The organism is Mycetocola miduiensis (genome assembly GCF_900115155.1).
GTDB classification, from domain to species: Bacteria; Actinomycetota; Actinomycetes; order Actinomycetales; family Microbacteriaceae; genus Mycetocola_A; species Mycetocola_A miduiensis.
Genome location: NZ_FOVM01000004.1, coordinates 93,964 through 117,004 on the forward strand (window position 1 = coordinate 93,964; position 23,041 = coordinate 117,004).

General features: G+C 67.2%; 24 protein-coding genes. 10 read left to right on the forward strand and 14 right to left on the reverse strand.

The features are described from left to right. The first annotated feature begins 70 nt into the window (after positions 1–70). From BM197_RS08055 to BM197_RS08080, 6 genes are read left to right on the forward strand one after another with little or no spacing between them, the layout of a single operon-like run. Positions 71–1,120 (forward strand): LacI family DNA-binding transcriptional regulator, encoded by a 1,050-nt coding sequence (locus BM197_RS08055; protein ID WP_090710438.1) that lies wholly within the window; start codon positions 71–73, stop codon positions 1,118–1,120. A gap of 9 nt (positions 1,121–1,129) precedes the next feature. Next, entirely contained in the window at positions 1,130–2,419 is a 1,290-nt protein-coding gene (locus tag BM197_RS08060; RefSeq protein WP_090710440.1) for an extracellular solute-binding protein, read from the forward strand. A 3-nt stretch (positions 2,420–2,422) separates the two neighbouring features. Beyond that, entirely contained in the window at positions 2,423–3,388 is a 966-nt protein-coding gene (locus tag BM197_RS08065) for a carbohydrate ABC transporter permease (protein ID WP_090710442.1), read from the forward strand. Next, on the forward strand, positions 3,388–4,251 hold the full coding sequence (locus BM197_RS08070; RefSeq protein ID WP_218151850.1) for a carbohydrate ABC transporter permease: 864 nt from the start codon (positions 3,388–3,390) through the stop codon (positions 4,249–4,251). Before BM197_RS08065 ends, BM197_RS08070 begins: the two co-directional genes overlap by 1 nt. A 2-nt stretch (positions 4,252–4,253) precedes the next feature. After that, positions 4,254–5,324, forward strand: a complete 1,071-nt coding sequence (locus BM197_RS08075; protein ID WP_090710444.1) for a glycoside hydrolase family 130 protein — start codon at positions 4,254–4,256, stop codon at positions 5,322–5,324. Positions 5,325–5,362: 38 nt separating this feature from the next. Then, entirely contained in the window at positions 5,363–7,378 is a 2,016-nt protein-coding gene (locus tag BM197_RS08080; RefSeq protein WP_090710448.1) for a hypothetical protein, read from the forward strand. On the opposite strand, the gene BM197_RS08085 is transcribed toward BM197_RS08080, so the two are convergent. Further along, positions 7,375–8,214 (reverse strand): exodeoxyribonuclease III, encoded by an 840-nt coding sequence (locus tag BM197_RS08085; protein WP_090710754.1) that lies wholly within the window; start codon positions 8,212–8,214, stop codon positions 7,375–7,377. The genes BM197_RS08080 and BM197_RS08085 overlap by 4 nt on opposite strands. Positions 8,215–8,332: 118 nt before the next feature. Here BM197_RS08085 and BM197_RS08090 point away from each other — a divergent pair, with 118 nt between their 5' ends. Further along, the gene (locus tag BM197_RS08090) at positions 8,333–9,334 is read left to right on the forward strand and encodes a TIGR03557 family F420-dependent LLM class oxidoreductase (protein WP_090710450.1); all 1,002 of its coding nucleotides are present in this window, start codon (positions 8,333–8,335) and stop codon (positions 9,332–9,334) included. A 2-nt stretch (positions 9,335–9,336) separates the two neighbouring features. Further along, positions 9,337–10,104 carry a coenzyme F420-0:L-glutamate ligase gene (locus BM197_RS08095; RefSeq protein WP_090710452.1) on the forward strand — a complete coding sequence of 256 codons (768 nt, stop codon included), beginning with the start codon at positions 9,337–9,339 and terminating at the stop codon, positions 10,102–10,104. A 249-nt stretch (positions 10,105–10,353) separates the two neighbouring features. Here the strand turns inward: BM197_RS08095 and BM197_RS08100 are convergent, their stop codons facing one another. The 12 genes from BM197_RS08100 to paaA form a co-directional block, all read right to left on the reverse strand. Next, positions 10,354–11,175, reverse strand: coding sequence for an ABC transporter ATP-binding protein (locus tag BM197_RS08100; protein WP_090710454.1), 822 nt, complete (start codon positions 11,173–11,175; stop codon positions 10,354–10,356). Beyond that, entirely contained in the window at positions 11,172–12,257 is a 1,086-nt protein-coding gene (locus BM197_RS08105) for a putative F420-0 ABC transporter permease subunit (RefSeq protein WP_177216776.1), read from the reverse strand. Before BM197_RS08105 ends, BM197_RS08100 begins: the two co-directional genes overlap by 4 nt. Further along, complete coding sequence (locus tag BM197_RS08110) at positions 12,254–13,261, reverse strand: putative F420-0 ABC transporter substrate-binding protein (RefSeq protein ID WP_090710456.1); 1,008 nt, start codon at positions 13,259–13,261, stop codon at positions 12,254–12,256. Before BM197_RS08110 ends, BM197_RS08105 begins: the two co-directional genes overlap by 4 nt. 205 nt (positions 13,262–13,466) lie before the next feature. Further along, complete coding sequence (locus BM197_RS08115; protein ID WP_090710457.1) at positions 13,467–14,318, reverse strand: ABC transporter permease; 852 nt, start codon at positions 14,316–14,318, stop codon at positions 13,467–13,469. Then, positions 14,305–15,294 (reverse strand): ABC transporter ATP-binding protein, encoded by a 990-nt coding sequence (locus BM197_RS08120; RefSeq protein ID WP_090710459.1) that lies wholly within the window; start codon positions 15,292–15,294, stop codon positions 14,305–14,307. The genes BM197_RS08115 and BM197_RS08120 overlap by 14 nt, the downstream gene beginning before the upstream one ends. 35 nt (positions 15,295–15,329) lie before the next feature. Then, positions 15,330–16,448: a LolA family protein gene (locus BM197_RS08125; RefSeq protein ID WP_177216777.1), complete on the reverse strand. Its 1,119-nt coding sequence runs from the start codon at positions 16,446–16,448 to the stop codon at positions 15,330–15,332. A 135-nt stretch (positions 16,449–16,583) separates the two neighbouring features. Further along, a complete protein-coding gene (locus tag BM197_RS08130) occupies positions 16,584–17,354 on the reverse strand; it encodes an enoyl-CoA hydratase/isomerase family protein (RefSeq protein ID WP_090710463.1) in 771 nt (256 codons plus the stop codon). Positions 17,355–17,387: 33 nt separating this feature from the next. After that, positions 17,388–18,503 (reverse strand): 1,2-phenylacetyl-CoA epoxidase subunit PaaE, encoded by a 1,116-nt coding sequence (gene paaE / locus BM197_RS08135; RefSeq protein ID WP_090710464.1) that lies wholly within the window; start codon positions 18,501–18,503, stop codon positions 17,388–17,390. Between the two features lie 2 nt (positions 18,504–18,505). Continuing rightward, entirely contained in the window at positions 18,506–19,027 is a 522-nt protein-coding gene (paaD, locus tag BM197_RS08140; RefSeq protein WP_177216778.1) for a 1,2-phenylacetyl-CoA epoxidase subunit PaaD, read from the reverse strand. Positions 19,028–19,032: 5 nt separating this feature from the next. Further along, entirely contained in the window at positions 19,033–19,827 is a 795-nt protein-coding gene (gene paaC, locus BM197_RS08145; protein WP_425435704.1) for a 1,2-phenylacetyl-CoA epoxidase subunit PaaC, read from the reverse strand. 38 nt (positions 19,828–19,865) lie between these two features. Further along, positions 19,866–20,174 carry a 1,2-phenylacetyl-CoA epoxidase subunit PaaB gene (paaB, locus tag BM197_RS08150; RefSeq protein ID WP_090710472.1) on the reverse strand — a complete coding sequence of 103 codons (309 nt, stop codon included), beginning with the start codon at positions 20,172–20,174 and terminating at the stop codon, positions 19,866–19,868. Next, on the reverse strand, positions 20,171–21,145 hold the full coding sequence (gene paaA / locus BM197_RS08155; protein ID WP_090710474.1) for a 1,2-phenylacetyl-CoA epoxidase subunit PaaA: 975 nt from the start codon (positions 21,143–21,145) through the stop codon (positions 20,171–20,173). Before paaA ends, paaB begins: the two co-directional genes overlap by 4 nt. A 138-nt stretch (positions 21,146–21,283) precedes the next feature. Between paaA and paaI the strand changes: the two genes are divergently transcribed. Both paaI and BM197_RS08165 read left to right on the forward strand, forming a co-directional pair. After that, a complete protein-coding gene (gene paaI, locus BM197_RS08160; protein ID WP_090710475.1) occupies positions 21,284–21,700 on the forward strand; it encodes a hydroxyphenylacetyl-CoA thioesterase PaaI in 417 nt (138 codons plus the stop codon). 35 nt (positions 21,701–21,735) lie between these two features. Continuing rightward, positions 21,736–22,383, forward strand: a complete 648-nt coding sequence (locus BM197_RS08165) for a TetR/AcrR family transcriptional regulator (RefSeq protein WP_090710476.1) — start codon at positions 21,736–21,738, stop codon at positions 22,381–22,383. Between the two features lie 112 nt (positions 22,384–22,495). Here BM197_RS08165 and BM197_RS08170 read toward each other — a convergent pair whose 3' ends face one another. Next, positions 22,496–22,879: a DUF1801 domain-containing protein gene (locus BM197_RS08170; RefSeq protein ID WP_090710477.1), complete on the reverse strand. Its 384-nt coding sequence runs from the start codon at positions 22,877–22,879 to the stop codon at positions 22,496–22,498. Between the last annotated feature and the right edge of the window lie 162 nt (positions 22,880–23,041).

Below are 23,041 nucleotides of genomic sequence, written 5' to 3' on the forward strand. Positions count from 1 at the left end.
TGACCCCGGCTACTAAACCGGTATAGCGTGACCTAAACCGGTTAAGCCCGGATCTCGATGTGGAGGTGTCATGGCGGAGCGCAAACCGACCATCACAGACGTTGCCCGCACCGCCGGCGTGAGCAAGGGCCTCGTGTCGTTCGCGCTCAACGACAAACCCGGGGTTTCACCCGAAACGCGCAAGCGCATCCTCGAAGTCGCCGGCGACCTCGGCTGGCGGCCCAGCCTCTCGGCCCGGTCGCTGTCGACGAGCACGTCATACGCCCTCGGCCTGGTCATCCGACGCAAACCCGAGGTCATCAGCGCCGATCCGTTCTTCCCGGCGTTCATCGCCGGTGTCGAATCTGTCCTCGCCGAAGAGGGGCGGGCCCTGGTGCTCAGCGTGGTCCCGGATGCCGCGGCCGAGTTGCGCAGTTACCGCACGCTCGCCGGGGACAGCCGTGTCGACGGCGTCTTCCTCACCGACCTCCGCAGCAACGACGCACGGTTCGGGTTGCTTGCCGAACTCCGGCTCCCTGCCGTCGCGCTCGGTCGCCCTGACCCCGCGGTCCCGTTCCCGTCGGTGCAGCTCGACGACACGCACGGTATCGCTCAAGCTGTCGCGCACCTTGCCGACCTGGGGCATTCCCGCATCGCCCATGTCGCGGGCGACCCGCACATGATGCACGGCGGGCGCCGACGTAGCTCGTTCAACGAGGCGATGCGCGAGGCAGGACTCGAGCCAGGTCTCATCGTTGAAACCGACTTCTCGGCCGCGTGCGGCGCGGACGCCACACGCATGCTCCTGGAGAAACGACGACCACCGACCGCGATCGTCTACGCCAACGACCCGATGGCCATAGCGGGGCTCGGCGTGGCGCAGCAGCGCGGCCTGCGGGTCCCCGCCGACCTCTCGATCACGGGGTTCGACGGCACGGACATCTCCGGATACGTCTTCCCGGCCCTCACAACCATCACGAGCGACCCGGTCGAGTGGGGACGGGTCGCCGCACGCACCCTCCTCCGGCTCATCGCCGAAGGCACCGCCGAAAGCGTCGAGCTCCCGCCGGCCGCCCTACTCGTCCGCGCCTCAACCGGCCCTCCACCATCCGACCGCGGCACCGTTGCCGCACACAGTTAGGAGAACACCGTGCATCGACGCACTCTCATAACGGCGACCGCGACAGCGGCCGTCGCCCTCCTCGCCCTCACCGCATGCTCGGGAGGAGGAGGCAATACCGATGCCCTGACCGCCCGTGGCGACATCACCGTCTGGTATTCGAACAACGAATTCGAAGTCAAATGGGCCAAGGCCATGATCGACGCCTGGAACGCCGACAACCCAGACGAGCAAATCAAAGGCCAGGAAATCCCCGCCGGCAAGTCGAGCGAGGAAGTCATCGGAGCGTCCATCACCGCCGGCACCGCCCCCTGTCTCATCTACAACACCGCACCGGCCGCTGTCGGTCAGTTCCAGAAGCAGGGCGGTCTCGTCGATCTCGAGTCGTTCAAGGATGGCGCGTCCTACATCGAAGAGCGCAGCGGAGACTCAGCAGAGCAGTACAAGTCCCCTGACGGCGGCTACTTCCAGATGCCGTGGAAGTCGAACCCCGTCATGATCTTCTACAACAAGGACATGTTCGCATCCGCCGGGCTCGATCCGGAGAACCCCAAGCTCGCCACCTACGACGAGTTCCTCGCCACGTCGAAGACCCTCGTGGATGCCGGTGTAGCACCATTCGCGATCAACCCGGCTCCGACGAGCGAGTTCTTCCAGACGCTGTTCGACTTCGTGCCGACGTATGCGGCTGAAAGCGGAGGCACCGGCCTTGTCGAAGACGGCAAAGCGACCTTCGACGGCGAAGAAGGCTTCGACGCCGCCAGCTTCTGGAAGTCGCTGTACGACGGCGGTCTGGCCGGTAAGGAGCAGTACCAGGGTGACGCGTTTGCAGACGGCCACGCAGCCATGGCCATCGTCGGCCCGTGGGCTGTATCGGTCTACAAGGACGCGGTGAACTGGGGATCCGTGCCCGTTCCGACGAAGGACGGCATGGCGCCGGAGGAGATCTACACATTCAGCGACGCCAAGAACGTCGGACTGTACTCGGCCTGCAAGAACCAGGCGACAGCGTGGGACGTGCTGAAGTTCTCAACCAGCGAGGAACAGGACGGACAACTCCTGGAGCTGACCGGGCAGATGCCGTTGCGCCAGGACCTGCCTGAGGTCTACGCCGACTACTTCGAGGCGAACCCGGCCTACACGACGTTCGGCGACCAGGCCTCCCGCACCATCGAGGTACCGGGCGGTAGCAACACCGTTGAAATGCTGCAGGTCATCCGTGACGCCTACACAAAGGCCGTCATCGCTGGTGAAGGCGACCTCCAGGAGGCGCTGACGTCGGCGGCAGACAAGGTCACCGAGCTGGCATCCAAGGGATAAACGATGTCATCCGAAACGCTGGATCGTTCCGCGGGGGCCACACGCCCCCGCGGGGCGGGAGGTGGGAGCCGCCGCAGGCAGCCCGCTCTCCAGCGGGTGCTCGGCAAGCATCCGCTGGGCTGGCTGCTGAGCACGCCGTATCTGATCTTCCTCGCCGTCGTCTTCGCGTACCCGCTCTTCTTCGCGGTGTACATGTCGCTCCACGACTACTTCTTCTCGGCACCCGGCGCCGTCGTCGAGCGTCCGTTCGTCGGTCTCGACAACTACGTCGCCGCGCTGACAGACCCCGCCGTGCTTCGGTCCTTCGCCAACGTCGGCATCTTCCTGATCATCAACGTTCCCCTCACGGTGGTCCTGTCCCTGGTGCTCGCAACCGCGCTCAATAAGGTCGTGCATCTTCGGACCTTCTACCGGGTGAGCTACTACGTCCCGTATGTCACGGCAAGCGTCGCTGTCGTGGCCGTGTGGCTGTTCCTTTTCAGCGGCGGTGGGCTGGTGAACACTCTCCTCGGTCCGCTGGCCCCCGAGCCCTCCTGGCTGATAAATCCCAGCCTCGCGATGCCGACCATCGCACTCTTCGTCACCTGGAAGCAGCTCGGATTCTTCATTCTGCTGTATCTGGCCGCGCTGCAGAACGTGCCGAACGAGCTCTACGAATCAGCGTCGACAGACGGCGCCGGGGTGATGCGGTCGTTCTTCTCCGTGACGGTGCCCGGGGTGCGATCAGCCACGGTACTGGTCCTCGTGCTGTCGACCATCACCGGTGCGAACCTCTTCACGGAGCCTTACCTGCTGACCGGTGGTGGCGGGCCGAACGGCGCATCCGCATCGCCCGTCCTCATCATGTACCAGCAGGGTCTTCAGCAGGGCAAGCCGGGCTTCGCCGCGGCGATCGGCGTCATCCTGGTGATCGTCGTGCTTATCATCGCGCTGCTGCAGAACCGGTTCGCCGGCGGAAAGGAGCAGTGATGGCCAATCAACACCGGGTTCCCGGTCAACTCACCAGGGGACAGGCGGCACTGCGCAGCATTGTTCTCGCCCTCGGCGCGCTCGTGTTCCTGTTCCCGTTCTACTACATGGTGATCGGATCGCTCCAGACGAACCCCGACACATCACTCGGCGGTATCTTCCCGAACCCGGCCAACATCACCGGTGAGAACTACGTCGCCATCAACGAGCGGATCAACCTGTACTCCGGGCTGCTCAACTCGGGCATCTTCGCGGGCGCCGTCGTGCTGGGCACGATCGTGTTCGGGATCCTCGCCGGTTACGCGCTCGCCGTGCTCCAGTGGCGCGGGCGGGGGACGACCTTCGCCCTGGCCCTCCTCGTGCAGGTCATTCCGTTCCAGCTGCTCATGATCCCGCTCTACGTGATGATCGCGCGGGATTACAACCTGGGCGACACCCACTTCGGGATGATCCTGCCGTACCTGATCAACTCGACGGCGGTCATCATCTTCCGGCAGTATTTCCTGCAGGTGCCGAAAGAGCTCTTCGACGCCGCCCGGATCGATGGCGCCGGCGAGATGCGTGTGCTGCTCCAGGTGGCGATCCCGCTCGTCAGACCCGCTTTGGTCACCGCGATTCTGCTCACCTTCATCGGCCCGTGGAATGAGTTCCTCTGGCCGTTCCTGATCACCAAGGAGGCGAGTCTTCAACCCCTCGCGGTTTCCCTCGCGAACTACATCTCGACGATCGCCTCGTCGACGGCCAACCCGTTCGGAGCGATGCTCGCCGGTGCGGTTGTCCTCGCGGCACCTGTCGTCGTCCTGTTCATCATCGGCCAGCGGTTCTTCATCTCAACGGACATCGGGTCCGGCGTGAAAGGTTAGTAATGTCAGTTTCTCCCTCCACCTTCCCCTACAAGCTCACCCGCGTCGGCGTCGTCATGACGCCGGAGCCGGGCAACGAACTCGAGGCAGAAGGGGTGCTCAACCCGGGTTCAGGCCGCGGACCTGACGGCGAGCTCTACCTGCTGCCCCGCATGGTTGCGGCCGGGAACGTCTCCCGGGTGGGTCTCGCCCGCGTCGTCGTCGAAGACGGGATCCCGGTGTCGGTCGAACGGGAAGGCGTCGTGCTGGCTCCGGATCGCGGGTGGGAACGCGGCGTCGGCAACGCCGGCGTGGAGGATCCGCGCATCACCTGGATCGAGGAACTCGGTCTGCATGTCATGACCTATGTCGCGTACGGTCCACTCGGGCCGCGCAGTGCTCTCGCGACCTCCCCGGACCTCCGCGAGTGGACCCGGCTCGGCCCGGTTCTCTTCGAATACGACGATGGCCTCGACATGGACCTGAACCTCTTCCACAACAAGGACACGGTGTTCTTCCCCGAAGCTGTGACCGGCCCGGACGGCGTGCGAAGCTTCGCGGTGCTCCACCGGCCGATGTGGGACCTCGACGAAGTGAAGCCGGGCCAGGGCGTCCGGGTTCCTGCCGGCGTTCCCGACGAACGGCAGAGCATCTGGATCAGCTTCGTCCACGTCGACGACGTCGCCCGCGACATCCGTTCCCTGACCCTCTGGCGTGGGCACCGGTTCCTCGCCGGACCGGAGTTCCCGTTCGAAGCGGTCAAGATCGGCGGAGGGCCCGCTCCGCTCCGGGTGCCGGAGGGCTGGCTGCTGCTTCACCACGGCGTCACCGGAGTCCTCTCACGAGCATTCGACCAGCAGCAGAACGTCAATTACGCCGCCGGCGGAATCATCCTTGACGGCGAGCAGCCGTGGAAAGTCGTCACCCGCACCGAAGAACCGCTTCTCGCCGCGGAAACTGACGACGAGAAGAGCGGGATCGTTCCGAACGTCGTCTTCCCGACGGCGATCGAGAAAATCGGGGATGCGCACTTCGTCTTCTACGGGATGGCAGACTCGAAGATCGGCGCGGCACGGCTGGAGCGCGTAAGCTGACGATCACTCACAGCACCGGCGCTTGAGAGGAGCGGCATATGCTTGCAGGGGCACGCCATCGGATCACGGCGATTTTCACCGCGGCACTCCTCGCAGTCGGTGCCCTGATTCCCGGCCTCCCCGCCAGCGCCGCTCCCGAGCGTCTCACGAACCTCGAACACCTGGACTTCCTCCTCGACGAGGTCACCCCGGCGACGACCGACGAGCACACGACGTACCGGCTCAACGAGGAACCCGCCCTCGTCATGCCGTGGACGTACGCGGATGCCCGTGACGGCGGCACGTTCGAACGGATCGGTGGCGGAACGTTCGACCCCGCAACCGGGTACTACGGCCAGGGCGCGTTCAACGCCGACGACGTCACCCGCGCGGCCGTCGTCTACATCCGACACTGGCAGCAGTTCGGCGACGACGACTCGAGGCAGAAGGCGTACGAACTTCTCCGGTCGGTGGCGTACCTGCAGACAGCATCCGGACCGAACGCCGGCAACGTCGTCTTGTGGATGCAGCAGGACGGCACGCTGAATCCGAGCGCCGACCCCGTCGAGCTGCCCGACCCGTCTGACTCCGCCGAGAGCTACTGGCTTGCCCGTACCCTCTGGGCCCTCGGGGAGGGTTACGCGGCGTTCCGCGACGTCGACGCCGAGTTCGCCGGCTTCCTCCAAGACCGGTTGCAGCTGAGCGTGGGCGCTGTGGATCGCCAGGTCCTCGACAGTTATGGCGAATTCCTGGTCGTTGACGGCGTCGAACTGCCCGCCTGGCTCATCACCAACGGTGCAGACGCCAGTGCCGAGGCGGTCCTCGGGCTGGCCGCCTATTCAACCGCCGCGCCGGACGACACTGCCGCGCGGGACACTCTCTCGAAACTCGCCGATGGGATCGCAAGGATGGGCGCGGGCGACCCCCAGACCTGGCCGTACGGCGCCATCCTCCCGTGGGCGGAGTCCCGGTCGATCTGGCACGCCTGGGGCACGCAGATGCCCGCTGCCCTCGCCGAAGCATCCGCCACGCTCGGCAAGCCCGAGCTTCTGAAACCGGCCATCGCCGACTCGGCCGTCTTCGACCCGATCCTGTTGACTGCCGGCGGACCCGACAACGCCTGGCTGCCGACGCCGATCGACCGCACACAGATCGCGTACGGTGTCGACTCCCGACTGCAGTCGCTTCTTGCTGTGGCGGATGTCGCCGGGCTGCCCGGTCTGAAAGAGCTCGCGTCGCTGTTCGGAAGCTGGTACTTCGGCACCAACGCCTCCGGGGAACCGATCTACGATCCGGCCACCGGCGTGACCTACGACGGCGTCCGTGGGGATGGCGTCATCAACCGCAACAGCGGCGCCGAGAGCACGATCCACGGGCTGCTGTCGATGCTCGCCCTTGACGCTCACCCGGATGTCGCCGAACGGGCCGTCGGCCTCACCACCGTCGAGTCGCGCTCAGGACTCTCCGTCGTCGAGGCGGAAACGACGCCGCTCACGACGGGCTCCGTGGTCACGCCTGAGTCCACCTGGACGGGTGAATCGCAATACTCCGGAACAGGCCACCTCGCACTGGACCGCCGCGAATCGGCGACCTTCACCCTGCCGGCATCCTCGAGCTCCCGGCTCATCGAACCTGTCGTGTTCAACGGAGAGAACGAGAAGGCCCGCTCGCTGTGGCGGGGCGGGGTTCTGCCGCTCGGTGTGCTTCGGCACGGTGTCGGTGACCAGGGCGTCACGGCCGTTCCCGGGGTGCTCTTGCCGCAGCCGCTGCGCATCGATATCCCCGCATCGCAGTCCACCGTGTCGGTGACCGTGCTGAACGGAACGGTTGCTCTCGACGCGCTGATCGTGCGGCCGGTCGTCGGCCGACTCGTTTTCAGCGGCCCGGTGGGGAGCACCGAGCTGGCGCACTCGTCGAGCACGATGCCGCAGCGGGTCGCGATGAATGAAGGCGGCGGCCCCGGCACGCTTCGCAGCTACGACCCCAGCGGCAAACTCGTCGCCTCGTACACGATCGCAGGGCCAGCGCATGTGACGATCAAGCCCGGCGGATTCGCCGTGGTCACCAGTCCCTAGAAAATCATCGGTCGATCGTCGTCGTCCTCGACCTCGAGGTCGAGATTCACGACGACCGGAACGTGGTCGCTCGGGGCCTCACCCTTGCGCTCATTGCGGTGGATGGAGGCATCCGTCACGAGGTTCGCAAACTCAGGGGAGCCGAGGATGAAGTCGATCCGCATGCCTTCGTTCCGCGGGAACCGAAGCTGCTTGTAATCCCAGTACGTGAAACCGTCCGGCTGGATCGGCCGGACCACGTCGGTGAGCCCGATCTCGCCGAACGCGGCGAGGGCGTCCCTCTCCGGCTGTGAGACATGGGTAGACAGGCCGGGTACGACGCTCGGGTCACCCATGTCTCGGTCGAACGGTGCGATGTTGAAGTCACCCATCAGCGCGAGGGGGACGCCGGGGTTCGCGGCCAGCCAGGCGGCGGCATCCGTTTTCAACCGGGCGAGCCAGTCCAGTTTGTAGATGTAATGCGGGTCGTCGAGTGACCGGCCGTTCGGAACGTACAGGCTCCACAATCGCACCCCGTTGATCGTCGCCCCCATCGCCCGCGCTTCAAGCGGCAGGCCGGGACCCTCCTGGCCTTTGAGGAAACCGGGCATGTCGGTGAACTCGGTCACGACATCCGTCATCGGCAGGCGGCTGGCGAACGCGACGCCGTTCCACTGGTTGAGGCCGTGAACGGCCAGCTCATAGCCTGCCTCTTCGAAGAGTTTGCCAGGGAACTGGTCGGGCCTGCACTTGATCTCCTGCATGGCGAGCACATCGATGTCTTCACGCACCATCCAGTCGACGGTGCGTCCGACGCGGGCTCGGATGGAGTTGACGTTCCAGGTGGCAATGCGCATGATCTCCACGGTATCCGACCCGGAGCCGCGAGTTGCCCGGTTCGGCGGGTGTTGGTCGTACCCGATCAACCGGGCAACTCGAGGTCCTGCGATCACGGGCGTGCACCAAGATAGGGACATGGGTTCTCTCTCCGTCGGCTACGCCGCCATGCTGGAGCAGTTCGCGCCGCAGGAGGCGGTCGCGCTCAGCGCCCTCGCCGAGCAGCATGGCTTCACCGGGGTGATGGCGACGGATCACTTCCAGCCGTGGGTTCCGCAGCAGGGGCAGTCGTCGTTCGTCTGGAGCGTGCTCGGGGCGCTGGGCGAACGGACGACAGGGGACTTTGGGACCGGGGTCACAGCGCCATCGTTCCGGCTGCATCCCGCTGTCGTCGCCCAGGCATCGGCGACGCTGGCGTCGATGTACCCGGGAAGGCACTGGCTGGGTATCGGCTCCGGTGAAGCGCTCAACGAGCATGTGATCGGGCAGTACTGGCCAGAACCCGCCGAGCGGATCTCACGCATGTTCGAAGCCGCTGACATCATCAAGAAACTTTTCACGGCGTCGCTCGCCGGCCGCGACGCCAAACACAGCGGCCAGTATTTCAAGCTTGAGTCCACCCGGTTGTGGACGATGCCCGCGGTTGCCCCCGAGATCCTCGTCGCCACGGCCGGCCCGGTGACGGCCAAACGTGCCGGCAAACACGTCGACGGGCTCATCACCGTCGGGGCGCCGCTCGAGAAGATCTCGATGCTGTTCGGCCGGTTCGCTGAGGGCGCGCGCGAGTCCGGCCGTGACGCCTCCACCATGCCGAAGGTGCTGCAGTTGCACCTGTCCTGGGCGCCGACCGAGGAGGAAGCGATGCAGAACGCGCTGACAGAATGGCCCAACGGGGCGATGCGGTTCCCGAAGGCCGACATCCGCTCCCCGTTCGAGTTCGAACAGATGGCGAAGATGGTCCGGGCTGAAGACTTCGACGGGCGCATGGTGATCTCGTCCGATCCCGACGTGCACCGGGCTCACATCCAGCGGTTCGCTGACCTGGGCTTCGACAGGATCTACCTCCACAACGTCGGCCGCAACCAGCGGGAGTGGATCGAGACCTTCGGCCGGGACGTTCTGCCCAGGCTGGTGCGTTGATCATGCTGAGCATCTGGGCACCGGACGGCATCGGTGAGATTCGGGAGGGCGCCGACCTGACCGGCATCGTGGCGGATGCCGTTCGCGGGTACATCGAGGACGGCGATATCCTGCTGATCACCTCCAAGATCGTGTCCAAAGCCGAGGGCAGGCGAATCGCCGCCGCCGACCGGGAGCAGGCGATCACCGACGAAACCGTGCGTGTGGTGGCCAGCCGGGAGCATCCGAACGGGGTGACCCGGATCGTGGAGAACCGGTTGGGTCTCGTGATGGCTGCAGCCGGTGTGGATTCCAGCAACACCCCTGACGGCACCGTGCTGCTGCTGCCCGTCGACCCGGACGCCTCGGCGCGGGTGCTGAGGGAGGGGTTGCGCGCCCGGTTCGGGATTTCAGTCGCCGTTGTCATCACCGACACCGTCGGCCGGCCGTGGCGTGAGGGCCAGACGGATATCGCGATCGGGGCTGCAGGCATCCGTGTCGTCGACGACCTGCGCGGTCAGACGGATGCTTCGGGCCGGCCGCTGACCGTCACCGTGGCTGCCGTCGCCGATGAACTCGCCGGGGCAGCCGACCTGGTGAAGGGCAAGGCCTCCGGGCGGCCGGTCGCCGTCGTTCGCGGGCTCCCTCACCTGCTCACCGAGGAGGACGGGCCAGGCGCCCGGGCGCTCGTGCGGGGCCCGGAGAAGGACATGTTCCGGCTCGGCAGTGACGAGGCGTACGCCGCGGGGTTCGAGGCCGGCCGGGCGGCGCGCACCGAGCCGCGCGCATAACTCAGCCTGCTCGCGGACTGGCCGCAGTCACCCGCCCGCCACCTCGCGGGTCGAGTCCGGCGTCGGCGCGGTCTGGCGGAGTTGTGCGCAAGGGGCCGGTCCGGGCATCAGCCGCCGCCGCCGTGCGTCCGCGGCCGACGCGCGTTCGTAACTCCGCCTGCTCGGGTGCCCGTGGTTTTCCCGGCCCCGTCGTCGTGCGTGTGGTCGTGGCAGGACGCTCTTTTTGGCGGAGTTGTGCGCAGACCCGCGTCAGGTCGTGTCGAACGCGATGAGCGGCCGGCCGGTGCGCGGGTGGCGGAGCACGTCGGCGCGGACGCCGTAAACGTCGCCGATCAGTTCTCCGGTGAGGACGGATGCCGCCGGCCCGGCGGCGACGACCTTCCCGTCGCTCAGAACGATCACCGCGTCGGCGTACGCCGCGGCGATGTTCAGGTCGTGGAGGGCCGCGACGGCGGTGATACCCGCAGCGGTCTGCGCTCGGACAAGCGACAGCAGGCTCAGTTGCGCACGCACATCGAGGTGGTTGGTCGGTTCGTCGAGCAGAAGCAGCCGCGGCTGCTGGGCGAGGGCCCTGGCCAGCTGCACTCGCTGGCGTTCGCCGCCGGAGAGGGTGTCGAAGGGGCGGTCAGCGAAGGCGGACATTCCGACAGCGGAGAGGGCGTCAGCGACCACCTGCCGGTCAGAGGGACCTTCGCTCGCCCAGCGGCCGATGTGCGGCGTGCGCCCAAGCATCACGACGTCGTTCACCCGCAGGCCGGTGTCGCCGTCACCGTGCTGCTCGCTGAGCGCCACCATGCGGGCGCGATCCCGGCGACGGAGCGCGAGCAGGTCGGCGCCGTCGAAGAGCACAGCCCCGGAGTCGACGGGCAGAGTGCCGACGAGAAGCTGGAGCAGCGTCGACTTGCCGGCCCCGTTGGGCCCGATCGCGGCGCCGAACGAGCCCACCGGCAGATCGACGTCGACACCGTCGATAACGAGCCGGCCGTCGCGTGCGAAACTCAGGCGGCTGGCCGCGAGCGCGGCCGGTGTAATCGACACCGCATCGCCCAGCCCATGCGCCGTTCTCGTCATCGGATCCTCCTTGCCCGCAGCAGAAGCAAGGCGAACACCGGTGCACCGACGACGGCGGTGAGGATGCCGACGGGCAGTTCCCGAGGGTCGAACAGGGTCCGTGCGCCGGTGTCGATCCAGATCAGGAAGATCGCTCCGGCGAGGGCGGACAGGGGGAGGACGACCCGGTTCCGCTGTCCGGCGACGAGGCGGACAGCGTGCGGCAGGATCAGCCCGACAAAACCGATCGAGCCCGACACCGCCACCATCGCCCCGGTGAGCAGGGCCGTCGCCGTGAGCAGCAACCAGCGGGCCGAGTTCACTCCGATTCCGAGGGCGGATGCCGCATTGTCGCCGAAGGCGAACGCGTCAAGGGTGCGCCCGGTCAGCATCAGCGGCATCCCGACGACGAGCAGAGCGCCGACACTGATCGCCACCGCCGGCCAGCCGGCTCCGCTCAGCGATCCGAGCAGCCAGCTGAGGATCTCGCGGTAGGTGTCACCGGTCGCCGACCAGAAAATCACGAGGCTGGTGAGCGCCCCGAAGAACGCTGACACAGCGAGACCGGCGAGAACCGTTCGGGTGGGGGTCAGCGTCCCGGCGGCGCCGGCCAGGAGAAGCGTGGCGAGCAACGCGGTGAGGGCGCCCGCGAAGGCGGCGATCGGCAACAGCAGGCCGACGCCGAGGAGGATCACGGCGACGGCGCCGAGGGATGCCCCCGCCGACAACCCCAGAAGGTACGGGTCGGCGAGAGGGTTGCGGGTGATCGCCTGCATCACCGTGCCGGAGAGCGCGAGACCTGCGCCGACCGCCGCGGCGGTGAGGACCCGTGGCATCCGCAGTTCCCAGACGATGCCGTCGCGAAGCGGGGAGAGGACGTCCCCGCCGAGTGCGGTCGGATCGAGGCCGAGGTGACCGAGGATCGATCCCCACACCTCTGTAGGCCGGATATCGGCCGGGCCGAGCGTCACGGCGAAGACGATCGACAGCAGCAGGACTGCGGACAATATGACGACCCAGACACCCGTCGGCACGTGCCGGATGCCCCGCCGGGGAGGCGGGGCCTGCCCGGTTGTGGCAGAGGGCGCCGTCGTCGCTGTCACAACCCCAGCGCCTCCAGCTGCTCGGCGATGTCGGTGGCGGCATCGACGTTGCGCACGCCGGCCTCGGTGGTGGCGAACGGCACAGTGATGAAGCGTTCGTTCACGACAGCATCCAGTTTCGCGGTTGCCGGGTTGGACTGCAGCACCCCGATCTTCTTCTCGGCGCTGCCCCAGTCGGAGACGACGAGGATGATCACGTCGGGGTTGGCGTCGACGACGGATTCCCAGTTGAACGGCGTCCACGAGTCGTCGACTCCGGCGGCGATGTTCGTGACGCCGACGGCATCCATGATCATCTGCGGTGCGCCGCTGCCCGCCCCGACGTACGGAGTGTCCGAGCCGCTTGAGTACCAGAGTGCGCTCACATCCGACACGGGGGTGAGGTCCTTGAGTGCGGTCTTCTGTGTGGCGATGATCTCGTCGGCGGCCGCCGGCACGTCGAAGATGGCGCCGACTTCGGCGATCTGGTCGAAGACGTCGTCGAACTCGAGCTTGTCGGGCTTGCCGACCTCCTTGCAGGCTGCCGGTGACACGTACGTGTCCACGCCGAGGCTTTCGAGGGTCGCGCGGTCGCCGGCGCCGTCGGCCGAGAAGCTCGACTCCCAGCCCGCGAAGATGAAGTCGGGTTCGAGGTCGAGCACGGCCTCCTGGCCCGGAACCTTGTCGCTGATCATGGGCACATCCTCTCCGCCCAGCTCGGCAGGGATGGGCCCGTCGGGGAAGGCGCGGCCGATCAACCGGTCCTCGAGCCCGAGCGCGAGCAGCATCTCGGTTGACGTCGACTTGATGGTCAGGACTTTCTCGGGCGCCTTTTCGATGGTGACTTCGGTGCCGCAGTTTTTGAGGGTGAGCGGGTACGCGGATGCCGTCGGTGTAGCGGACGCGGACGGCTCCGCTGCCGGGGCCGCGCCCTCGGCGCACCCGGTCAGGGCTACGAGCGCCGCGGCGAGCCCAAGGGCGGCGAGCGGACGGGTGGGAACGGAGAAGGATCGGGCGGATGCCATGAGACCTCGGATCTGGGTAAGTGTGGGCAGGGTGCAGCACGGTGTGCGGTACGACCTGCCGCCCAAATCCGGGCCGGCTCAACCGGTCAAAGCCAACCGGTGGTCTGCGTCAACGATACGCTCCTGAGCTCAACGTCGCGAGTGGCTCACCATGACGGGTGTCAGCGCCGCGGCACCCGTCGACGTGGGCAACTCGCGGTCGGAGTCAGGACAGGATGTCTTTCGACGCGAAGCGGCCGTAGGCAAGCGCACCGAAGACGAGGATGTATCCGCCCTGCAGCAGGGCGTTGTCGGCGAACGTGCTCGCGTCGAGCGGCTGGCTCAGCAGCCCGGCGAATCCCAGCCAGTAGTGGGTGAAGAGCCACGGATGCAGCCACGACAGTTGCGGCAGCACGCCGAGGATTTGCGAGATCACCGACACGACGACGGTCGCGGCCATCGCGCCGACGGGGACGGAGGTGAGCGTGGAGATGAACAGGCCGATCGCGCAGAGGCCGAGCAGGGACACGCTGACGTAGCAGGCGACGAGAACGGACCGCCCTGCGGACTCCGGCACGCTGATCACATCCCCGGACAGCAGGGTGACGGGTCCGATCGGGAAGAGGGACGCCCCGATGACGGCGCCGGCGACGATGAGGGTCAGCGTGGCAACGAAGCAGAACGCCGCCGCCCCGGCGTACTTGACGAGGAGCAGACGGATGCGACCGGCCGGCGAGACGAGGAGGTAACGGAGGGTCCCCAGCGAAGCTTCACCGGCGATCGTGTCTCCGGCGACGACGCCGATGGTGAGCGGCAGGAACAGCGGGATCGCCACGACCATGGCGGTGAACCCGACGAAGAGTCCGTTCTGGGTGACCCGGTCCAGGAACGGCGGACCCTCACCGGGTTCGACCGTCCCAGACGACAGGCGCAGGGCGACGGCCAGCAGGATCGGGATGAGGGCGACGGCGGCGAGCATCGCCCAGGTGCGCCTGCGGCGGAACAGCACGGAGAGCTCGGATCCGAGCAGGGCGAGCCCTGCGGACGGGCGCCGGGTTGCGGTCTCAGCGGACGACATCGAATCCCTCCCCGGTCAGCGCGACGAACCGATCCTCGAGGCTGGGCTCCTCGACGACGAAACCGCGCACCCGCACGCCTGCGCGAACGAGCGCGGGCAGGATGTCGTCGATATCGATCCGCCCGCCGGTGTCTGTCGCCGCGCGATCAGGAAGAAGCGCTGACACCTCGGCGGAGGCAGAGGCCGGCTCGGACAGCGCCGGTGTCAGGCCGAAACGGACCAGGACGGCAGCCGCAGCGCCGGGGTCAGGAGTGGAAACTCGAACGGAACTCTGCCCGGCACCCCGCAGCTCGGCGAGCGACCCCTGCGCGACAAGCGCGCCCGCACTCATGATGGCGGCGTGCGTGCAGATCTGCTCGACCTCGGCCAGCAGGTGGCTTGAGACGAACACCGTCGTCCCTTCGGCGGCGAACGACCGCACGAGGTGGCGCACTTCGCGAGTTCCCTGGGGGTCGAGCCCGTTCGTCGGTTCGTCGAGCACGAGCAGCTCGCGCGGCTGGAGGAGCGCGTTGGCGATGCCCAGGCGCTGCTTCATGCCGAGGGAGTACGCACCCGCCTTCTTGGAGGCGGCCGCGCTGAGCCCCACCCGCTCGAGGGCGGATGCCACCCGGGCGCGTCGCGTCGCCGGCGAGGCGTGGCGGTCGGCGCTGTCGAATCGCCGCAGGTTCGCCTCGCCAGACAAGAACGGGTAGAACGCCGGTCCCTCGACGAGCGCGCCCACCCGGGGAAGGACGTCGCGGAGCCGGTCAGGCATCGGTTCGCCGAGCACGCGGACGTCGCCGCTCGTCGCCCGCACAAGGCCCAGCATCATCCGGATGCTCGTCGTCTTGCCTGTGCCGTTCGGTCCGAGGAACCCGAACACGGATCCGCGCGGCACGGCGAGGTCGATCCCGTCGACGGCTCGCTGGGAGCCGAATACCTTCGTCAGCGCCCGGCTCTCGATCGCGAGGTCGCCGTCGGCGGCATCCGGCGTCACAGGGCGGTTCTCGTGCGGCGGCTTGTCACGTGGGATCAGTTCGCCGCGGCCTGCAGCCGGTCCAGCGGAACCGAGCCCGCGAGTACGCGGCCGTCGTCGGCGAAGTACACGGTGACCAGCGCGGTGGAGAATGCGCGACCGCCGTCGACATCCGTCGTCACCTGTTCGAAGAGCGGGTTGGCGGAAAGCTCGCCCAGAGCGGATGCCGCCGGAACCTCCACGATGGCGTCCCACCCGGCGCCGGTAACGACCGGTTCCCCGATCCCCAGGTCAGGGTGAGCTGCATCCAATGGTCGTTCGGTCGGGAGCGGCAGCTCCTCGACAGTGACCCCGTCGCCCGGCGTGAAGGTGAAGAGGTCGGCGGCGGGTTCGCTGAAGTCGATGGAGGTGAAACCGACCTCGATCGCTGGGTCGGCCTGCCCGGCGGCGGCGACCGATACCTGGAGCGGCAGCCCGGTTTCGGAGTCGACAGCGATCGACACCGACTCGGCGAGTGTTCCGGTGGCCTTGGGAGTGAGCACGAGTTCGTACACGGTGCGCCCGGCGACTCTCGCGTCGGTGCCGACGGCGAAGTCGGTGCTGTCGCCGAGTTTGTCGAGGATGCGGTCGGCAACCTGGGCGGGTGTCGCGAGTTCCGTTGCATCCTGAAGTTCTTCGCTCACCTCGGACGTCGCCTCAGCGGGAATGGCGACATGGGTGGCGACGTTCGTTTCCGAATCGTAGAACCAGGCATCCGTTCCGTTGCTCACGGCTTTGCGCTCGGCGAGCTGATCCTTCACCTGCACGCGCAGGTTTCTCGGCCCGGAGACGAAGACCCTGGCTTCATGCGTGCCGCTCAGGAATTCGAGGCCGGATGCGAGGGCGTCTCCGGCTGTCGCACCGCCCTTCATCGATTCCGTGCCCCTCGGCACGGAGCCGGACGTGCCGGACAGTGCGGTGCTGAGCCCTGCCGGGAGGCCCAGGTTTGCCGTCTTCGATACCGTTCCGGAGAAGGAATCCTCCGTGCTGTTCGCGACGAGTTGCAGTACTTCGTTCGCGGACTTGTCTGGCAGGTCGACGGCTGCTCCCGCCTGAAGAGGGACGGAGACGACACCAACCGCAATCACTGCAGGAACAACGAGGGCGGGAAGCCACTTGAGCGATTTTCGCGACACGATCAACATCCTTCGTCGAACCTAGCTGTGCGCGGATTCTACGCCGCGGGACTGGGAGTAGCCAGAGCCCCGCGAGATGCTGGTTGTGAGGGGGTGTCCGGCCGCCCACCCCTGCAGAGTCAGCAACTCGCGGGTTCAGCGGCCAGTGAAGCTCGGCGTCCGCTTCTCCTGGAACGCGGCGAAGCCCTCCCGGTAGTCCGGGGTGTCGCAGAGGGCGGCCTGGGCGGCGTTCTCGTTCGCCATCGACTCCCACAGTCCGAGGCGTTCGTCGCGCAGTTCGGCGACGAGGGCTTTGCTGGCGAGGAACGCCCGCGTTGCGCCGGTCGACGCGGTGACGGCCGCCGCCGTGGTGGCTTCCAGGACGTCGTCCGCAGGGAGAACGCGGCTGAACAGGCCGGACTGTACTGCCTCTGTTCCCGACATGAGCCGGCCCGTGTAGATGAGATCGAGGGTTTTGTGCGCTCCCATTCGCTCGGTGAACAGGGCATGCCCGCCCGAGTCGAGGGTGGCGCCGAGCGCCGCGAACGGCGAACCGATCTTCGCCGTATCGGCGACGTAGACGACATCGGTGGCGATCAGCAGGCCGAGGCCCACTCCCAGGCACGCGCCGTGCGCCGCGGCGAAGGTCGGGGCGGGGAAGGCGCTCATCCGTTGCAGCAATGGGGTGACCAGACCGTCGAGAAACCCGGCGACGTCGTCCGTCCGCGGGTCCACCCCGGAGATGTCCCGTCCGGCACAGAACGCCCGGCCTTCTCCGCGAAGCACGAGTGCCCGGACACCCACGTTCTCGGCCCGCGCGTATGCCGCGCCCAGGTCGCGGAGTGCGTCGGCGTCGAGCGCGTTGAGTTTTGCCGGTGCCGACAGGGTGACGTAGGCGACATCGGCGTCGAGAGCGAGGTCGATCATTCGAGGTTTCTCCGGTTTCGGCTGGCGGCGTTTTCAGACGTCGTAGTCGACGACGACTCGTTCGGTTCTCGGGTGGGACTGGCAGGTGAGGATGTAGCCCTTCTCGAGTTCGTCGGGTTCGAGGGCGTAGTTCTCGGTCATCGTCACATTCCCGGCGACGAGCCTGGCGCGGCAGGTTCCGCACACACCACCGGCGCAGGCGAAGGGCACATCCGGGCGCACCCGCAGGGCGGCGTTCAGGATGCTTTCATTCGCGTGAACCGGCGTGGCCACCGTCGCCGTCTGGCCGTCGAGGGTGAACTCGATGCTGAACGTGGCATCCCCGGGGTTCGTGACGACGGGGCGGCCGCTGTCGCCCTGCGCGACGACGGGGTCTCCGGTCGTGAACAGTTCGAAATGCACGGCGGCCGGGTCGACCCCGGCACGCTCGATGGCGACCCGGCAGAGTTCGACCAGTTCGAACGGTCCGCAGAGGAACCATTCGTCGACGAACTCCGGCCGGATGACGGCATCGAGCAGGATGCCGAGCTTCTCCTCGTCGATGCGCCCGGAAAGAAGCGGCGAGGAACGCTGCTCCCGGGACAGCACGTGGTGCAGCGCCAGCCGGGCCGGATACCGGTCCTTGAGGTCGGCGAGTTCCTCCAGGAACATCACATCGAGCACCGTCCGGTTCGTGTAGACGAGCGTGAAGCGGGATGTCGCCTCGGCGTCGAGGACCATGTGTGCGAGCGACATCAGCGGGGTGATTCCCGACCCGGCGGCGATGCCGACGAAATGCTTGCCGGCGAGCTCGTCCAGCGGCACGGTGAAGGTGCCCTGCGGACTCATCACGTCGATACGGTCGCCGATCCGCAGCGAATCGTTCGCCCAGCTGGAGAAGACCCCGCCGAGGTCGCGTTTGATGGCGACGCTGATGCTGCCGACCGTCGGCGGCCGGCAGATCGAATAGCTGCGGCGCAGTTCATGCCCGCCGACGTTCGCCCGGAGCGCCACGTGCTGGCCGGGCAGATAGTCGTACGAGCCGTGAAGCTCCGGCGGAACCTCGAAGCTCACTTCGACGCTGTCGGCGGTCAGCGGGCGGATCTCCGAGACGGTGAGGGTGTGGAACCGGGCACGATGCTTCGTCGCACCGAGGTTTCGCGCGGCCACGGTCAGAGGACCTTGAAGTAGTCGAAGGGTTCCAGGCAGTCAAGGCACTCGTAGAGTGCCTTGCACGAGGTCGAGCCGAACCGGGCCAGCTCACGGGTTCGAAGCGACGCGCATCGTGGGCACTTCACCGAGAGTCGGAGCCGCACCGGGCCGGCGCTCCGGAGAGGTGCAGAGCCGGTCGGTGCTGCGATGCCGTACGCGTGCAACTTCGCCTTGCCTGCCTCTGACATCCAGTCGGTAGTCCAGGCGGGCGAGAGCGTGAACGTCACGCTCACCGGGCCCCAGCCATCCTGGGTCAGCGCCGTGACGACGTCGTCACGTATTGCTTCGATGGCGGGGCAACCGGAGTAGGTCGGTGTGAGCACCACCGAAACCGCCCGCCCGCTCACGCTCACGTCACGGAGCACGCCGAGGTCTTCGATCGTGAGGACGGGGATTTCAGGGTCGACCACGCTCGCGGCGATAGCCCACGCCCCGGCCTTCGGGTCGGCCGTGACCGCGCTCGAACGGGTTGACGTGGCCATGCCGGTCACCAGGTTGCCCCGGGATGCCGGCGCGCGAGGACCTGCATCTCGGTGAGGAGATAACCGAGGTACTCGGAGTGTTGGCCGCGCCTGCCCCCGCCTGAGGTGGTCGGCGTGCGCGGACGAGCGAGTTCTGCTTCGGCGAACAGGTCGGTGAGAACCCGGTCGAATGCCTCCCGCAGCCCGGAGGGCCGCACCGCGATCCCGGCCAGGACGTCGTGCAACGGTTCATCGCGGAACAGCTCTTCCACGTACGGCCACAGGTCCGAGAGGGCGACGAGCAGGCGTTCCCGCGACTCCTCCGTGCCGAGAGCGAGCCGCAGGATCCACTGCGAGGCGTGGTCGCGGTGGTAGTCGACCTCCTTCTCCGCTTTGCCGGCGACGGCGGCGAGTGTCGCGTCTGCCGATCCGGCCAGTTCCCGGTACAACTCGAACAGGTACAGGCTCATCAGGAGTTGCCGGACGATGGTGTGGGCGAAGTCGCCGTTGGGCTGTTCGACGAGGTGCACCGAGCGGAACTCGTGCTCGTCACGGAAGTAGGCCAGGTCGTCCTCGCTTCGACCGGTGGCGGTTCCGGCGTAGTGCAGAAAGGACCGCGCGTGCCCGATCAGGTCCAACGCGATGTTGCCAAGCGCGATGTCCTCCTCGAGCTCGGGCGCCCGCGAGATCCACCAGCCGAGCTGCTGGGCGAGGATCAACGCGTCGTCGCCGAGCCACGTCGCGTACTCCGCGACGTCGGTGGAGGCGACGGATGCCCGGTCGACGATCTCTTCGCTGAGCGTCACCTTCGCCACGTCCACGTGTCCGTGGCCGTCCGGGTGTGCGGGTGCTCCGTCGTTCACAGGTGTTTCACGCCCTCTGACTTCGTGTAGTACGAAGCGTGCCGGTAGTTCTTGCCCGATGGGGACTCGAAGAATGCGCCCTTGGCATCCGGATCGCTCGTCGTGATGTCGGCGGCGCGGACGACCCAGACCGAGACGCCCTCGTTGCGGCGGGTGTAGAGGTCGCGGGCGTTGCGGACGGCCATCGTCTCGTCCGGGGCGTGCAGTGAACCGACGTGCACGTGGGACAGGCCCCGACTCGGCCGGACGAACACTTCCCAGAGTGGCCAGGTGTCTGCGGAGTCCCGTTCGCCCGGTGTGGTCATGATGCCGCCTTCAGGGATGCCGCGGCCTGCTTCTCTGCATACGCAGCGGCGGCTTCGCGAACCCAGCGTCCGTCCTCGTGGGCGTCGCGGCGGCGCTGCATCCGCTGGGCGTTGCACGGCCCGCGACCGGCGAGGACTTCGTGGAACTCGGCCCAGTCGATCTCGCCCATGTCGTAGTGTCCGCGGTCTTCATTCCAGGCCAGCTCGGGGTCGGGGAGGGTGAGGCCGAGGACCTCGGCCTGCGGCACGACCATGTCGACGAATCGCTGGCGCAGGTCGTCGTTCGAGAAACGTTTGATCTTCCACGCCATTGACTGTGCCGAGTTGGGGGACTCGTCGTCCGGCGGCCCGAACATCATGAGGCTCGGCCAGTACCAGCGGTTCACCGCGTCCTGCGCCATCTCCTTCTGCGCCGCCGTGCCCTGGCTCAGTTCGAGCAAGATCTCGAACCCCTGGCGCTGGTGGAACGACTCTTCCTTGCAGATCCGGACCATGGCGCGGGCGTATGGTCCGTACGAGGCCCGGCACAGGGGCACCTGGTTGCAGATCGCGGCGCCGTCGACGAGCCAGCCGATGGCGCCCATGTCGGCCCAGGTCAGGGCGGGGTAATTGAAGATGGAGGAGTAGCGGGCTTTGCCGGCGATGAGCTGCTCGGCCATCTCGTCCCTGCTGATGCCGAGCGTCTGGGCGGCTGAGTACAGGTACAGTCCGTGCCCTGCTTCGTCCTGCACTTTGGCCATCAGGATCGCCTTGCGCTTGAGGCTCGGCGCCCGGGTGATCCAGTTGGCTTCCGGCTGCATTCCGATGATTTCGGAGTGGCCGTGCTGCGAGATCTGCCGGATCAGCGACGTGCGGTACTCGGCAGGCATCCAGTCCCGCGGTTCGATCCGGGAGTCACGATCGATCAGTTCCTGGAAGTACCGTTCCTGGGCGTCGTCCGTCGCGGGCAGCGTCAATTCCGCTGAATTCATCTCGGAACTCCCTCGTACGCCGGATTACTGAACGATCGTTCACTTAGTATATACTGATCGACATTGCAGCGGCAATGCCGTTCGCGGCGCACCGCTCAGCAGCCAGCGCTCAACGATGAGATTGCCGAGGTTCCAGCGATGACAGGTTCCCCCGACCCAGGGGCGCGGCCCATGATGGCGCGCGATCGGGCATCCGCCGCCCTCGGAATGGTTGTGCAGCGCGATGATCCCGGGCATGCGGTCGTATCGATGGTCATCCGCGAAGACATGCTGAACGGCTTCGATGTCACTCACGGCGGCATGGTCTTCGCGCTCGCCGACACGGCCTTCGCTATCGCCTGCAACGAAGACGAACGGGTCACGCTCGCGGCGGGCGCCGACATCACCTTCCTCCGTGCGACGACGCTCGGGCAGACCCTCACCGCCACCGCGCTCACGCGCAGTCGCAGCGGCCGGAGCGGAATCTACGACGTGCAGGTCTCCGACGGGGAGCACGTCGTCGCGGAGTTCCGCGGCAGGAGCCTCACCACCAATCGCGCCGTCCCCGACCGCTGAAACCCGACCCGCCGCCCGTGCCAGACTTGACCGACATGTCATCCATCCCAGCCGCCGTCCCCGCCCCGCCGTCGGGCGACGAACCCAGGCGGGGTCGTCCGGGCTACGACCAGCGCCAGGTGCTCGACATCGCCGTGGCCGCGTTCATCGAGCACGGTTACGATGCGACGTCGATGGGTGTTCTCGCCGCACGGCTCGGTCTGAGCAAGTCGGCGATCTACCACCACTTCCCCTCGAAGGGCGACCTGCTGCGGCTCGCCCTGGACGAGGCGTTGACCGCTCTCGAGGGAGTGCTCACCGCTCCTGAAGCGCTGCAGGGGAGGGCGGCCGACCGTCTGGCTTTCGTACTGCGCGGTGCCGTGATCGTGCTGGTGAACAACATCTCCTATGTCACGTTGCTGCTCCGGGTCCACGGCAACACCGATGTGGAACGGGATGCCCTCGCCCGCCGCCGCGCATTCGACCGCTCGGTCACTGCGCTCGTCGTCGAGGCTCGGGATGAGGGCTCGGTGCGGAGCGACATCGACCCACGGATCGTCACCCGCCTGCTCTTCGGCATGATCAACTCACTCGTCGAGTGGTACCGGCCGGGTGGGCCGGAGAACACCGAGAAGCTGGCCGACGACATCCTCGCTGTGGCCCTCGACGGGCTCCGGACGCCCACGGCCGACCGCGCCGGCTGAGCTTTCGCACGGTCACACTGTTCGTCAGGGACACGCGGGCGTTTTTGGCCCCCGCGGGTGCAATTGCGCCCGCGCTCCGCAGAAAGACCCGCTCGAACGCCGGGCATGACGGTCAATCCTGCGTCTGCGCGATCCACTGCCGCAGCACTGCTCTGAGAGCATCGGCCTTGTCGTGCACATCCTCTTCCGACGTGAACGTGAGCACGGCGCGGTCCGTGCCTTTCCAGTCGAGCGGCAGTCCGGCATCCTCGATGTCGAGCACGAGGGGAGCTGCCAACTTCGTCGCGCCGGTGTGGAGCACGAGCCGGATGGCGCCCGCGGGCGAGAAACCCGTGGTCGCGAAGTGATCGGAGATCGAGAAGCTCGGCGCGTTCCACTTGATGCTTTCGTCGATGCGCGGGTCGAGCGCGCGGATGATGTCGCATAGTTCGGCCAGTGCACCCTTCAGCGCCTGGCTGCTACTGGCGAGGTAGCGGTCGGTCTCCTGGCGGCTCATGGCCCAAAGCTAGTGGCTCTGCGGTGCGCCGTCCATGAAGCTGCGGATGCCGACCGTCCACTCCACATTCAGGAGAACCGGTGCGACACGCCGTGTTCGGGCCCTCCCGTACGGCGTGTCGGGGCGGATCTGCCGCCTTCGGGGCGTTCCTGAATTTGGAGT

Excerpts from the sequence above, each read along its gene's own strand:
- BM197_RS08055 (WP_090710438.1), top strand. The coding sequence starts at position 71 with ATGGCGGAGCGCAAACCGACCATCACAGACGTTGCCCGCACCGCCGGC.
- BM197_RS08065 (WP_090710442.1), top strand. The coding sequence starts at position 2,423 with ATGTCATCCGAAACGCTGGATCGTTCCGCGGGGGCCACACGCCCCCGC.
- BM197_RS08070 (WP_218151850.1), top strand. The coding sequence starts at position 3,388 with ATGGCCAATCAACACCGGGTTCCCGGTCAACTCACCAGGGGACAGGCG.
- BM197_RS08075 (WP_090710444.1), top strand. The coding sequence starts at position 4,254 with ATGTCAGTTTCTCCCTCCACCTTCCCCTACAAGCTCACCCGCGTCGGC.
- BM197_RS08080 (WP_090710448.1), top strand. The coding sequence starts at position 5,363 with ATGCTTGCAGGGGCACGCCATCGGATCACGGCGATTTTCACCGCGGCA.
- BM197_RS08085 (WP_090710754.1), bottom strand. The coding sequence starts at position 8,214 with ATGCGCATTGCCACCTGGAACGTCAACTCCATCCGAGCCCGCGTCGGA.
- BM197_RS08090 (WP_090710450.1), top strand. The coding sequence starts at position 8,333 with ATGGGTTCTCTCTCCGTCGGCTACGCCGCCATGCTGGAGCAGTTCGCG.
- BM197_RS08095 (WP_090710452.1), top strand. The coding sequence starts at position 9,337 with ATGCTGAGCATCTGGGCACCGGACGGCATCGGTGAGATTCGGGAGGGC.
- BM197_RS08100 (WP_090710454.1), bottom strand. The coding sequence starts at position 11,175 with ATGACGAGAACGGCGCATGGGCTGGGCGATGCGGTGTCGATTACACCG.
- BM197_RS08110 (WP_090710456.1), bottom strand. The coding sequence starts at position 13,261 with ATGGCATCCGCCCGATCCTTCTCCGTTCCCACCCGTCCGCTCGCCGCC.
- BM197_RS08115 (WP_090710457.1), bottom strand. The coding sequence starts at position 14,318 with ATGTCGTCCGCTGAGACCGCAACCCGGCGCCCGTCCGCAGGGCTCGCC.
- BM197_RS08130 (WP_090710463.1), bottom strand. The coding sequence starts at position 17,354 with ATGATCGACCTCGCTCTCGACGCCGATGTCGCCTACGTCACCCTGTCG.
- paaD (WP_177216778.1), bottom strand. The coding sequence starts at position 19,027 with ATGGCCACGTCAACCCGTTCGAGCGCGGTCACGGCCGACCCGAAGGCC.
- paaB (WP_090710472.1), bottom strand. The coding sequence starts at position 20,174 with ATGACCACACCGGGCGAACGGGACTCCGCAGACACCTGGCCACTCTGG.
- paaA (WP_090710474.1), bottom strand. The coding sequence starts at position 21,145 with ATGAATTCAGCGGAATTGACGCTGCCCGCGACGGACGACGCCCAGGAA.
- paaI (WP_090710475.1), top strand. The coding sequence starts at position 21,284 with ATGACAGGTTCCCCCGACCCAGGGGCGCGGCCCATGATGGCGCGCGAT.
- BM197_RS08165 (WP_090710476.1), top strand. The coding sequence starts at position 21,736 with ATGTCATCCATCCCAGCCGCCGTCCCCGCCCCGCCGTCGGGCGACGAA.
- BM197_RS08170 (WP_090710477.1), bottom strand. The coding sequence starts at position 22,879 with ATGAGCCGCCAGGAGACCGACCGCTACCTCGCCAGTAGCAGCCAGGCG.